12 protein-coding genes and 1 riboswitch are annotated in these 12,274 nt (G+C 42.6%); of the genes, 10 read left to right on the top strand and 2 right to left on the bottom strand.

Annotated elements, in window-relative coordinates; translation table 11 throughout:
• The first annotated feature begins 164 nt into the window (after positions 1-164).
• Entirely contained in the window at positions 165-731 is a 567-nt protein-coding gene (locus JOD21_RS15945; RefSeq protein WP_204730568.1) for a hypothetical protein, read from the top strand.
• A gap of 235 nt (positions 732-966) precedes the next feature.
• Here the strand turns inward: JOD21_RS15945 and brnQ are convergent, their stop codons facing one another.
• Positions 967-2,331 (bottom strand): branched-chain amino acid transport system II carrier protein, encoded by a 1,365-nt coding sequence (brnQ, locus tag JOD21_RS15940; RefSeq protein ID WP_204730567.1) that lies wholly within the window; start codon positions 2,329-2,331, stop codon positions 967-969.
• A gap of 244 nt (positions 2,332-2,575) precedes the next feature.
• On the opposite strand from brnQ, the gene JOD21_RS15935 reads away from it, so the two are divergent.
• The 8 genes from JOD21_RS15935 to JOD21_RS15900 all read left to right on the top strand — a co-directional run bounded on the left by JOD21_RS15935 (position 2,576) and on the right by JOD21_RS15900 (position 11,524).
• Complete coding sequence (locus JOD21_RS15935) at positions 2,576-3,424, top strand: DUF72 domain-containing protein (protein ID WP_204730566.1); 849 nt, start codon at positions 2,576-2,578, stop codon at positions 3,422-3,424.
• A gap of 16 nt (positions 3,425-3,440) precedes the next feature.
• The gene (locus JOD21_RS15930) at positions 3,441-4,265 is read left to right on the top strand and encodes a sulfite exporter TauE/SafE family protein (RefSeq protein WP_204730565.1); all 825 of its coding nucleotides are present in this window, start codon (positions 3,441-3,443) and stop codon (positions 4,263-4,265) included.
• A gap of 17 nt (positions 4,266-4,282) precedes the next feature.
• A complete protein-coding gene (locus JOD21_RS15925; protein WP_204730564.1) occupies positions 4,283-5,638 on the top strand; it encodes a bifunctional metallophosphatase/5'-nucleotidase in 1,356 nt (451 codons plus the stop codon).
• A 33-nt stretch (positions 5,639-5,671) separates the two neighbouring features.
• On the top strand, positions 5,672-6,769 hold the full coding sequence (locus JOD21_RS15920) for an HD-GYP domain-containing protein (protein ID WP_204730563.1): 1,098 nt from the start codon (positions 5,672-5,674) through the stop codon (positions 6,767-6,769).
• Between the two features lie 57 nt (positions 6,770-6,826).
• Positions 6,827-7,582 carry a sporulation protein YunB gene (yunB, locus tag JOD21_RS15915; RefSeq protein ID WP_204730562.1) on the top strand — a complete coding sequence of 252 codons (756 nt, stop codon included), beginning with the start codon at positions 6,827-6,829 and terminating at the stop codon, positions 7,580-7,582.
• Between the two features lie 66 nt (positions 7,583-7,648).
• A riboswitch (Lysine riboswitch) is annotated at positions 7,649-7,834 on the top strand.
• 123 nt (positions 7,835-7,957) lie between these two features.
• Positions 7,958-9,577, top strand: a complete 1,620-nt coding sequence (locus JOD21_RS15910) for a Na+/H+ antiporter NhaC family protein (protein WP_204730561.1) — start codon at positions 7,958-7,960, stop codon at positions 9,575-9,577.
• A 298-nt stretch (positions 9,578-9,875) separates the two neighbouring features.
• The gene (locus JOD21_RS15905) at positions 9,876-11,399 is read left to right on the top strand and encodes a sodium-dependent transporter (protein WP_204730560.1); all 1,524 of its coding nucleotides are present in this window, start codon (positions 9,876-9,878) and stop codon (positions 11,397-11,399) included.
• A gap of 14 nt (positions 11,400-11,413) precedes the next feature.
• Complete coding sequence (locus JOD21_RS15900; RefSeq protein ID WP_152614733.1) at positions 11,414-11,524, top strand: methionine/alanine import family NSS transporter small subunit; 111 nt, start codon at positions 11,414-11,416, stop codon at positions 11,522-11,524.
• A 17-nt stretch (positions 11,525-11,541) separates the two neighbouring features.
• Here the strand turns inward: JOD21_RS15900 and JOD21_RS15895 are convergent, their stop codons facing one another.
• On the bottom strand, positions 11,542-11,703 hold the full coding sequence (locus JOD21_RS15895; RefSeq protein ID WP_204730559.1) for a hypothetical protein: 162 nt from the start codon (positions 11,701-11,703) through the stop codon (positions 11,542-11,544).
• Between the two features lie 111 nt (positions 11,704-11,814).
• Between JOD21_RS15895 and JOD21_RS15890 the strand changes: the two genes are divergently transcribed.
• Positions 11,815-12,099: a YutD family protein gene (locus tag JOD21_RS15890; protein ID WP_204730558.1), complete on the top strand. Its 285-nt coding sequence runs from the start codon at positions 11,815-11,817 to the stop codon at positions 12,097-12,099.
• Positions 12,100-12,274 lie beyond the last annotated feature (175 nt).

The following is a 12,274-nucleotide window of genomic DNA, read 5'->3' as shown; positions in this document are numbered from 1 at the left end:
AAGGGTGGATCTCTCTATGGCAGAGGTGGTATAAAAACGTGTCACTAGTGGATCAAAAAGATGGCAAAGGTGGGTCAATCTAATGGCTGTATTCAAAAAGCAAAGTAGAAGAAAATGTATTTTGTTCTGAGAGTCCCGGTGAATTTGTAGTTAGTTATTATTATATGGATAAAAAAGATGATTTAAATATAAAGGTAGCCAAAAGAAAAGTTTTTGGCCATAGAATTAAATCTTCTAGTTTTTTTGAAAAAAGTAATCATTTTAATGGAGATATTGATCTTAGTGAAATAAGTGATGTTGCAAAACAATTAAAAAGTCTAAATTATGATGATAAATATCTATTATATGTTATTTCCTTTAGGGCTATTCTAGAAGATATAGTAAAGAAGTACCTATATGATAGGAATATCCCTATGGTAGGTAATTTTAAAGAAAACATGATAAAAATGTTAGTAGACATGCAAGATATATTAAAAGTTACAAAAACCTCAACTAAAAAGGATGAAAAGAAAAGAATACTTCAAAAGTTTAAAGGCTATGATGCTTTTAACAATTTTATTGCAGGGATAAATATAAAATTTAACAGCGAAAATTATGATAAATTCTTACATTCTTTAACGCATAATCCTTCTAAGGTTGACAAAGATTTTGCTTTAGAAATCGCTAATGATTTGATATTACCTCTATATGTCTTAAGTAAATTAATGAAGGATGAAAATTTATTTCAATAAGATTTCCAAATGACAAATCAAAGTAGAAGAAAGTATTGTAAATTATACTTTCTTCTACTATATGTTTGTAATCTCATACTTTGTTTTTATTAAAGAAAGCCTATACTGTTGACAAATTAATTTGTATCGTAGCAGAAAAAGACATGTTATGGAAAGCTTAACAGTTTAATGATGGGACATGGCAAGCGTCCGATTGAAGCCGAAATCACCTTCTAAATAAAGTAAAGATAACATTTTAGTAAGATAAATCCTCAGAAACCTTCCCACTAGAAGCAGGTCTCCACATAAACCCAATCGCTGCACCAACCAATGCAGGCAATATCCACCCAAGTCCAATTTCATATAAAGGCAGATAAATCATATAAAAATCTGTTACAGCATCAAATGCTCCGTTTGCAATACCAGGCAGTGTGCCAACCAGAGCATTATAACCGTCAATCAGGCTGACGAAGAACGTCAGGAACATGGCGCCTGCATAGATGCTTCTTTTATGACCGAACAGATTTGACGTCAGACCAAGCAGAATCAGTACAATCGCAAGCGGGTACAGGAACATCAGTACAGGGACTGCGTATTGAATGATATTTGTTAAACCGAAGTTTGCGATTAGCAGGGACATCAAAGATAAAATCAATACGAAAGTTTTATAGCTGACCTTCGGGTAAAGCTGGTGGAAAAATTCACTGCAGGCAATGATCAGGCCAATACTTGTTTTCACACATGCGAGTACAATAATTAATGCAAGCAGTATTGCGCCAAATGGTCCGAAATAATGCTGTGCAACTGCTGCGAATGTCAGTCCGCCATTTTCAAAAGTACCGACTGCTGATGGGCTTGTGGCACCCATATAAGTGATCAGTCCATAGATTAGCATCATCAGTCCTGTTGCAATCAGTCCGGACTTTAATGTCGTGCTTGCAATGGCTTTTTTATCAGTAATGCCAAGATTCTTAATCGCATGGATCACGATAATACCAAAAGCCAGTGCGCCTAGTGCGTCCATTGTATTATAACCTTCACGGAAACCGCTCATAAACGGCAGTGACTGATAATCAGCTGCAGGGGCTCCGAAGCCGCCCATCGGCTGAATAATGGCTGTGATGATCAGTATAGACAGGAAAAATAAGAAAACCGGTGTCAGGTACCTACCGACAATGTCCATCACTTTTTCAGCCTTCAATGATAAAACATAAACAATTGCAAAGAAGATAAAGCTGAACACAGCAAGCCATAACCCGCTGCTCTCAGTACTCACAAATGGTTCGAAACCGACTGTATAAGGAACCGTAGCAGTACGAGGGATCGCAAAGAATGGTCCGATTGTTAAGTAAAGAATGAGTGCAAAAACTGTTCCGAATAATGGGTGTACACGGCTTGCCAGGTCATGAAGCCCTTTGCTGCCTGATAATCCGATTGCAAGAATGCCAAGCAGCGGGAGTCCAATTGCTGTGACAAGAAAACCTGCCAGAGCCGGCCAGAAAGAAGTACCTGCCAGCTGTCCAAGCTGAATCGGGAAAATCAGATTGCCTGCCCCGAAGAATAAGCCGAATAACATAGTGCCAATGATTAAATAAGTTGAAAAAGGTATTTTCTGTTGCATAAGGTAGTCCTTTCTTTGCGTAAACGCTTTGCTGTAATAAAGGTAATCCTAACAAGAATGTACCACGCACACAATAGCATTTTTACGATTTTTCTGAGCAATTGATCTGTTAACGCTTACTTCTTACATTTAATGTTTTATCACTGCTTTTTTACAGTGAAAAAAGAGAAATCCCCGGCACTACGACTGCCGTTCAACTGTGATACAATAACCATATTAAATTGGTCAAAAAGCAGGTGGTCATGTGATTTATATCGGACTTACCGGATGGGGAGACCATCCGGATGTATATGATGAACATTCATCAAAACAGGATAAGCTGAAAGACTACTCCGCACATTTTCCGATCGTTGAACTCGACGCATCGTTTTATGCGGTCCAGCCTGAACGGAATATGAAAAAATGGGTTGCAGAGACGCCTTCATCATTTAAGTTTATCGTGAAAGCTTATCAGGGAATGACTGGTCATCAGCGCGGGGATAACCCGTTTGAATCAAGGGAGGACATGTTCCGTGCATTCCGGCTGTCACTTACTTCACTCATTGAAGCAGATAAGCTGGGTGTTGTGCTGCTGCAGTTTCCGCCATGGTTTGACTGTCAGAAACAGAATGTGGATTACATAAGGTATTGTAAGCAGCAGCTTGAAGGGCTGCCGCTTGCGATCGAGTTTAGAAATCAGACGTGGTACGCAGATGAATTCCGTGAACGTACGCTGCAATTTTTAAAGGATGAAGAATTGATTCACAGTGTCTGTGACGAACCTCAGGCAGGAGAGGGATCGATTCCGCTGGTTGCAGAAACAACACATAAAGAGGTTACTGTATTCAGGCTTCATGGCAGAAACACAGCAGGCTGGACAAAAAAAGGAAACGAAAACAGCTGGCGTGAAGTGCGCTATTTATATGATTACACAGAAGCAGAACTGAAAGATCTGGTACCAGTCCTTCAAAAACTTGATCGGACATCCGATCACATATATGTACTGTTTAATAATAATTCAGGCGGTCATGCTGCTGCTAATGCGAAAACAATGATCGACCTTTTGGGACTTGATTATGGAGGACTCGCCCCCCGGCAGCTTGACTTATTTTAGATTGGAATGAATGGGAATGGAATGGATTTTACTGCCCTTAATTGGGCTTTTGGCAGGGGCTGTCGGTTCCCTGATCGGGCTAGGCGGCGGTGTAATTGTGGTGCCGGCATTGCTGTTTTTTGGTCCGGCACTAATGTGGATAGATGGCATTACACCTCAGACGGCAGTCGGTATTTCACTGGTTGTGATGATTTTTACAGGTCTTTCATCAACACTTGCTTACTTGAAAACAAAAACAGTGGATGTGAAAAGCGGACTGCTGTTCTTTGCAGGAAGTGGTCCCGGAGCTGTAATCGGATCTTATACAAATCAATATCTGACGCTTGATTCTTTTCATCTTTACTTTGGAATCTTTATGATTTTTCTATCGTTTATTCTGCTGATCAGAAATAGGATTAAGCCGATTGAAAAGTTCAGGCAGGCATCTTATCAGCGGCATTTTACTGATCCTCAGGGCGTAAAATGGTCTTATGGATTTCCACCTGCTGCAGGCGTGCTGGCAGCATTTGCTGTAGGATTCGCCTCAGGGCTCTTTGGGATTGGCGGGGGATCTGTCATGGTGCCAATTATGATCATTGCGTTTTTATTCCCGCCGCACGTTGCAGTCGGGACTTCAATGCTGATGGTCTTTTTGTCAGCACTGCTTGGATCAGGTTCGCATATCCTGCTTGGAAATGTTGACTGGTTATACGTAGCGCTGCTTGCACCTGGCGCGTGGTTTGGCGCAAAACTTGGAGCCTGGATGAACCAGCGTCTCCAGTCAGACAAGCTTGTGATTGTTCTCAGACTGATTCTTGTTATGATCGGTATCAGATCAATTATCGAGGGAATATACGGTTAGCCTGGAGGTGAAATATAATGAAAGAAAGAATTACGATTTTTCATACAAATGATCTTCACAGCCACTTTGAGAACTGGTCACAGATCCATCAGTTTCTCACTCAGGAGAGACAGCAGCTTGAACAGGCCGGTGAAGAAGTACTGCTGTTTGATATTGGAGACCACGCGGACCGTTCGCATCCTTTAACAGAAGGATCTGCCGGTAAGAGAAACGTGGATCTTCTAAACGATGCAGGCTATGATGCCGTCACGATCGGTAATAATGAAGGAATTACTTTTTCTTATGAAGAATTAAATGACTTGTATCACGATGCAGACTTTGATGTGATACTTGCCAATCTGTTTACGGCAGAAGGGCAGAGACCTGACTGGGCGCGTCCTTATCTGATTAAAACGACAAAAAGCGGTGTGAAGATCGGTATCACTGCAGTGACAGCAGAATATCCTGTCTTTTACGAGAAACTCGGCTGGCGTATATCATCAGCAAAGGATGAGCTGAAAGCACAGGTCAGAGCGATGAAAGAAAAAGCCGATATTATTATTCTGCTATCACATCTTGGTATCAGAGAAGATGAGTGGGTGGCTGAGGAATGCCCTGAAATTGATGTGATTATGGGCGGCCATACACATCATGTGCTTGAAAATGGCAGACTGCATCATAACGTCCTGCTGGCTGCAGCAGGAAAGTTTGGTATGTATACAGGGAAAGTTGAAATCGAGTATGATCATGTCAGCAAAACGGTTTCAGGTAAAACAGCGACACTCTATGAAACAGGTGAATTACCTGATGCAGAGGATCACACGGAGCGCTGGTTTGAAGAAGGAAAGCAGCTGCTTTCCAATGAAATTGCGGTACTTGATCAGCCGATCCATCATAATCCGTTAGAAGCTTCATCACCACTATCACATCTGCTTGCTGAAGCAGTACTTGACTGGTGTGATGCCGACCTGTCGATTGTCACAGGAGGGTTACTGCTGCACCCGCTTGAAGCCGGGCCGGTGACTGAATACGATCTTCACCGGATTTTACCGCATCCGATCAATCTCTGTTTAGTTGAGCTCTCAGGAAGTGAATTAAAAGAAGTTATCAGACAGTCACGCCATCAGAACTGGCCAACCACTGTCATCCGTGGCCTTGGCTTCAGAGGGACGATTCTGGGTGAGTTTATTTTTAAGGAACTGGGTGAGAAAGATCATCAGTTTTACGTCGGGAATGAACCTGTACTTGCAGATAAAACGTACCGGGTGGCGACGGTAGATATGTTTACATTCGGCTTTTTCTTCCCTGAAATGCACAGGGCAAGGAAGCAATATTTTATGCCGGAATTCCTGCGTGACATTTTAAAAGAAAAATTAAAAGCATATGCCCGTTAATCATTAAAATAGATAGAGAAGGGTGATCGAGGGATGAGGTTAATTTCTGTAAAAGTACTGAGAGCGGGCATGGTTCTGGGACATACCATCTATAATGTGAATGATAAGCCTTTGCTCCAGGCGGGGGTGACATTGACGAAAGCGATGGTGGACCGTCTGCGTCTGCTGAGGGTCCAGTATGTGTATATTGCTGATGGGAAATCTGAAGGGATTGAAGTGAAAGAAAGTGTTCCTGTGCACGTCAGACAGGAAACGATTCGTGAAATTAAAGACTCGTTTGCTTCGATACAGACGAGCAGTAAAAAAGATATGAGAGCAATGCTTGCAGATAAAGCAGGCAAAATCCAGAACGTATTGAAAAATATTATGAGTGAAATGGATGCCAATCAAGATCTGATGATGATTCTGTCTGATGCTTATTTATATGATTCATACATCTTCCATCATTCCTATAATGTGACGCTATATACGCTTGCAATCGGAAAGCAGTTAAAGCTGCCTGTGAAGCAGCTTGAACAGCTGGGTCTCGGTGCAATGCTTCATGATATCGGTAAAACGATGATTAATGAAGAGATTCTGATGAAAGAGGGACCGCTGACGGATGAAGAGTTTGAGGAGATCAAAAAGCATACGGTTCATGGCTTTGAGCTGCTCAAAAATCTTCATAATGTATCTCTGCTGACAGCGCATTGTGCCTTTCAGCATCATGAAAGACTTGACGGGTCCGGATATCCAAGAGGATTAAAGGCTGCAGACATCCATCCATATGCAAAAATACTGGCTGTCGCAGATGTCTTTGATGCCTGCACGTCAAACCGCGTATACAGGGAAAAAATGCTGCCGGCAGATGCGCTTGAGATTCTGCTTGCAGGCTCCGGCACCTTATTCGACCCTGTTGTCATCAAAGCTTTTCAAATGGGCATCGCGATCTATCCAAACGGATTGACTGTACAGCTAAGTGACGGCAGAAAGGGAATTGTGGCACAGCAGAATAAAGGAATGTCCACACGCCCGATCATCAGGATTGTAGAGGAGAATGAAAAAATTGTGGATGCGACCTATGAGCTGGATTTATCCAAACACCTCGACTGTACAATTTGCAAGACCGGTATCATGTTCATAACTGAATAATTAACAGTGAAGTCACCCTCCTATCCGGCATAGACTGCTTTGTAGGAGGGCTTTTTTATGCGCAAAAGAAAGTTTGTGATCAAGCCGCTGTCTGCACGTTCAGTGTGGCTTCTTTCTGTATGTCTGTTCTGTCTGATGACTGTTACCGGCCTTGTTGTGATTAATACAGGGATCAAACCCACCTTGATGATTTATGCGGAATCCCAGACAAAGAAAATCGGTGCATTGGTGATCAGTAAGGCAGTCAATAAAGAAATCGCCAATGTAATGGACATTAATGAGATTATTGAAAATGTCCCGACAGATTCAGCTGAAATGGTGACGACAAAGTTTAATACTGAAATTATCAACCGTGTGCTGTCTGAAACGACTGAATTGGTACAGGAACAGCTCAGGGCCATCGAAAGAGGAGATACGAGCGTGTTGAAGTCACTGACTGAACTTGACCTTGAAGTGGAGGATGCAGGGAACCTTGAAGGGATAGTCTATACTGTTCCACTCGGCCAGGCCACCGGCAATGCACTGCTTGGAAACCTTGGTCCAAAGGTGCCGATCCGGTTTCACGCAGTAGGCAGTGTAACCTCAGATATTCAGTCTGAGATTGATGAGTTCGGGATTAACAATGCCCTCGTTAAAGTAAATATTCATTTAATTGTAAAAGTGCAGATCATTGTCCCTTTTGCCACAGAGGAAACGACGATTGAACAAAACATACCGGTAGCAATGGGACTGATCCAGGGACAGGTGCCTGAGATCTATAATATGGGAGAAGGTATGACCCCTTCACTCGAAGTACCAATTCCTGCAGATTAGTCTTGAATTGAAGAGAACGGCTTGTTATAATAGTTCAGTAAAATGAATAATCACCACATCATAATCCGATGGGGTAGAGGAGCAGGATTTAAGAGTAATCTGTGTGAGGATGACAACTGCGATCACAGATGAAAGGGGATCACTGCCGAAATGGTAACAATCAGTCAGGGTTTTATCATTGGGGTTATCTCTAACAGGGATAACACTCTCTTGCTGCAGAATATATCTGCAGGATGAGGAGCTACAGATCGTGATGGAGCATAACATTACTGACTATAAGGGTAATGGTAGAGTCCTCTATCATTGCCCTTTTTTGCGTTTTTTTACGATTATGCCTCATACCTTGCCCTATCAAAAAATAAAGGAGGGAACATTATGGAAGGAACATGGTTATCACTTTTACCACCAGTTATTGCAATTGTAATGGTTTTACTTACCAGACGTGTCCTGCTGTCACTTGGCGCAGGGATTATTGCAGCAGCACTATTAATTACAAGCTTTGGTCCGCTTGAAACACTTGAAACACTATGGCTGTCATTCAGCGGAGTATTCTGGGAACACGGGGCAGATGGAGAGCCCGGCGCTCTGAACTTATGGAATATTTTTATTATGTTATTCCTGATCATTCTTGGAGTGATCACAGCATTTATTAACGTGTCAGGCGGTGCGAGAGCATTCGGGGAGTGGGCAATGAAACGTGTTAAAACACGAGCAGGCGCTCAGCTTGTTACGGCATGTCTTGGTGTCATTATCTTTATCGATGACTACTTTAACAGCCTTGCAGTTGGACAGGTTGCACGCCCGCTGACAGACCGTCACCGCGTATCGCGTGCAAAGCTTGCGTATCTGATTGACTCAACGGCTGCACCTGTTTGTGTTGTATCACCAGTATCTAGCTGGGGTGCATATATTATTGCGGTGATCGGGGGCATTCTTGCCACTCACTCGATTACTGAATACACGGCATTTTCTGCGTTTATTCAAATGGTACCGATGAATCTGTACGTATGGTCAGCACTTGGAATCGTCTTTATTGTTGCACTTCGCGGTGTGGACTTTGGTCAGATGAAAGTGCATGAAAACCGTGCAATTGAAACAGGGGAAGTATATGATCCGAATAAAGACATTCCGGGAGAACTGAAAAATGATCTTCCAACTTCAAAACACGGAACAGTAGGAGATTTAATCTGGCCAATTATTGCACTTGTAGTAGGAACAGTTGCAGCAATGATGTGGACAGGCTCTCAGGCTTATACAGCTGATACTGGCGAATCTGCATCGATTCTTCAGATGTTTGAATATACTGATGTAGCAAAATCACTTGTATATGGTGCACTTGTAGGACTTGCAGTAGCCATTGCATTCTTTATCAGACAGATCGGACGCTCTGAAAAAATTGGTGGAGCTGAATTTTTCCTTGCACTAAAAGAAGGCGTGAAGTCTATGCTTCCTGCCATTTATATTCTTGTATTCGCATGGATGATTGTCGGGTTAATCGGTGACCTTGGAACAGGGGAATTCCTTGCCGGTGTCGTTGAAGCTTCCAACCTGCCAATTGGCTGGCTGCCTGTCCTGTTATTCTTAGTAGCAGGGATTATGGCATTTTCTACAGGCACATCATGGGGTTCATTCGGTATTTTACTGCCGATTGCAGGAGAAATTGCAGCGAGTACTGATATCTCATTGCTTCTGCCGTCACTTGCAGCAGTTCTTGCAGGAGCGGTGTTCGGAGATCATTGTTCTCCAATCTCTGATACAACGATTCTTTCTTCTACCGGTGCGGGAAGTAATCATATTGATCACGTATCAACTCAAATCCCTTATGCAGTAACCGGAGCTGCAATTGCTTCAGCGGGTTACGTTCTGCTTGGCTTCTCAGGCAGCACAATCCTATCTCTTGGATTAGTCGTTATTCTGCTGATTCTTTTCGCGTTAATTATGGGACGCAATCCTGAAAAAGCGAGAACCGTTTCTGCTAAAGAAGGTCTGGAATAAGAGAAGAAACGCCTGAATGGACAATCCATTCGGGCGTTTTTTAAAGAGGACTATCGTATGATTGGAAAAATGTATGAATTATATAAAGTGTGAAAAATTTTGCACACTACTTCAATAAACCTTGATTTAGCAAGGTTTATTTATTTTTATAGATTATATTAATATAATTTCAGAATTTTTCAAAATAGTACTTTTACATTTAGGAAGCAAGTGCTATACTGTTTTTAGATTATGAGAAATAATCTGAATATATAAAAACTTCCAAACAAAACGGAAGTACTTTCAGGGGGGAAATAAGATGAATCGTCAACAGTGGGGATCGCGTGCCGGATTTATTTTAGCAGCAGTCGGTTCTGCGGTCGGTCTAGGAAACATTTGGCGTTTTCCGTACGTCGCTTATGAGAACGGTGGAGGAGCATTCTTTATTCCATATTTATTTGCACTCTTAACTGCCGGTATTCCAATTCTTATCATGGAATTCACCATCGGACATAAGTACAGAGGATCTGCGCCGCTATCATTCTTCCGCATGAGCGGTAAAAAAGCTGAATGGCTTGGCTGGTGGGCAGTATTTGTCTCCTTTGTCATCTCCACCTACTATGCCGTCATTATCGCATGGGCAATGCGCTATACCATATTCTCGTTCGGGCAGGCATGGGGAGAAGATACAGAAGGATTTTTATTCACAGAATTTCTGCAGCTTGATGTAGCACCTGGTGAAACGGGTGGCATTGTGTGGGGAGTATTTATTCCACTTGTGCTGGTATGGGTGATCACACTTGGTATCCTTGTTGCAGGTGTTAAGAAAGGGATTGAATATGCGAACCGTATTTTCATTCCAACGCTTGTGATCTTATTCCTGATTATTGTGATCAGGGCGGTAACATTAGAAGGTGCCGGACTTGGTCTGACAGCATTCTTTGAGCCGAATTTTGAAAATATTATGGATCCGGCAGTCTGGGTAGCAGCCTACGGTCATATTTTCTTCAGTTTATCTATTGCATTTGCAATCATGATTACTTATTCAAGTTATCTTCCGAAAAAATCGGATATTACAAACAACGCATTTATTACAGGGTTTGCGAACTCAGGTTTCGAGCTTTTAGCTGGTATCGGGGTATTCGCAGCACTTGGTTATATGGCTACACAGCTTGATGTGCCGGTTTCAGAAGTGGCTACAGCCGGTGTTGGGCTTGCCTTTGTGGTATTCCCGCAGATCATCAATCAGCTTCCTGGTCTTAACGGTATTTTCGGGGCGTTATTCTTCCTGTCACTTACACTTGCAGGACTGACTTCACTGATGTCAATCACTGAAACGTATGTAGCAGGTTTATCTGAGAAGCTTGGCATTTCGCGTAATAAAGCCGTTCTTTTCGGAGGCGGACTCGCAGCATTAATTTCAATTTTATTTGCAACGCAGGGCGGACTATTCTTCCTTGACGCAGCAGATTACTACATTAACCAGTTTGGTGTAGCAGCAATCGGTCTCATTGAAGTGATTATGATCGCCTGGATTCTGCGTAAAACAGGTGTGCTTCAAAACCACGCGAACCTTACATCAGATATTCACCTTGGCGGATGGTGGAAAGTATGCCTTGGCGTCGTCACACCAATCGTTCTTGGTTATATGATGTTCGGTCTGATTACACAGAACGTTCTTCAGCAGTTTGACAATGATACTGGTAACTATGAAGGCTATACTGATGAATTTGCCCTGACGATGTTCCTTGCTTCAGCTGGTGCAGCTTTCGTGATCGGTATTATCGTATCACTGATCAAATGGAGCCGTTCAACACCGGTTGAACTTCCGGATAAAGAGTAAAGGAGGGATTCACAATGACAGTTGGTGCAATCGTAATGATGGTGATTGGGATCGTTCTTTTATGGGGCGGACTTGCTGCAAGTATCACAAATGCAGTAAGGAAATCCAAAAACAAAACAGTATAAGTATAAGGCTGCCTGTGCTACAGTACAGGCAGCTTTTTTGATTCGTGATCCGGCGCGAGGTCATATTGATGCATGGCAGCCGGGATCCAACCTGAATCAGGCGAAACTTCCGGAGGCTCAGGCTCTTTTGAACAACCGGCGAGAAAAAGAATGATCAAAAACGCACAAATCAGCTTCAACAGGGTCACACTCCTTTTGCTGATTTTGTCCTGAATGCAAGGAATTCATACATAGAAAAAATTGTGTTGTCATGTATAATAGGAAGTAGTTCACAGGCAGGAGTGAGAATAATGATTACTATGCATAATCAACAATACGAAATCATTGAAGAATATAGAGAAGGCTATGATGAAGAAGCGTTTGAAGCGCGTTACAGTGAAATTCTGCACAAGTATGACTATATTGTGGGGGACTGGGGTTACGGTCAGCTGAGACTGAAAGGTTTTTTTGAGGATACGAATCAGAAATCGTCATTTGATACGAAGATTTCGACTGTGAAGGATTATTTGTATGAGCACTGTAATTTTGGCTGCCCGTATTTTATTGTGAAGAAGGTCAGCGGAGCTAAGAAGTAGAGGATCATAACCGTTTCGCTGCACTTCAGGCGGATGCTTTCCGGACGGAGGTTGCTGAGCCTCCTCAGGCTTCGCCCTGCGGGGTCTCAGCTTCCCTCTAATCGTCCCGGAGTCACCGCCTTACGTCAGATGGATGTAACAGATAAACTCTTAGAGACCAATGAACGTATTCTTT

The organism is Jeotgalibacillus terrae (assembly GCF_016908195.1).
GTDB lineage: Bacteria > Bacillota > Bacilli > Bacillales > Jeotgalibacillaceae > Jeotgalibacillus > Jeotgalibacillus terrae.
This window is presented reverse-complemented; position numbering and strand designations above follow the sequence as displayed.

Bases quoted from the DNA above. Each gene is read 5' to 3' on its own strand.
- JOD21_RS15945 (WP_204730568.1), top strand. From the start codon at position 165: ATGGATAAAAAAGATGATTTAAATATAAAGGTAGCCAAAAGAAAAGTT.
- brnQ (WP_204730567.1), bottom strand. From the start codon at position 2,331: ATGCAACAGAAAATACCTTTTTCAACTTATTTAATCATTGGCACTATG.
- JOD21_RS15930 (WP_204730565.1), top strand. From the start codon at position 3,441: ATGGAATGGATTTTACTGCCCTTAATTGGGCTTTTGGCAGGGGCTGTC.
- JOD21_RS15925 (WP_204730564.1), top strand. From the start codon at position 4,283: ATGAAAGAAAGAATTACGATTTTTCATACAAATGATCTTCACAGCCAC.
- JOD21_RS15920 (WP_204730563.1), top strand. From the start codon at position 5,672: ATGAGGTTAATTTCTGTAAAAGTACTGAGAGCGGGCATGGTTCTGGGA.
- yunB (WP_204730562.1), top strand. From the start codon at position 6,827: ATGCGCAAAAGAAAGTTTGTGATCAAGCCGCTGTCTGCACGTTCAGTG.
- JOD21_RS15910 (WP_204730561.1), top strand. From the start codon at position 7,958: ATGGAAGGAACATGGTTATCACTTTTACCACCAGTTATTGCAATTGTA.
- JOD21_RS15905 (WP_204730560.1), top strand. From the start codon at position 9,876: ATGAATCGTCAACAGTGGGGATCGCGTGCCGGATTTATTTTAGCAGCA.
- JOD21_RS15900 (WP_152614733.1), top strand. From the start codon at position 11,414: ATGACAGTTGGTGCAATCGTAATGATGGTGATTGGGATCGTTCTTTTA.
- JOD21_RS15890 (WP_204730558.1), top strand. From the start codon at position 11,815: ATGATTACTATGCATAATCAACAATACGAAATCATTGAAGAATATAGA.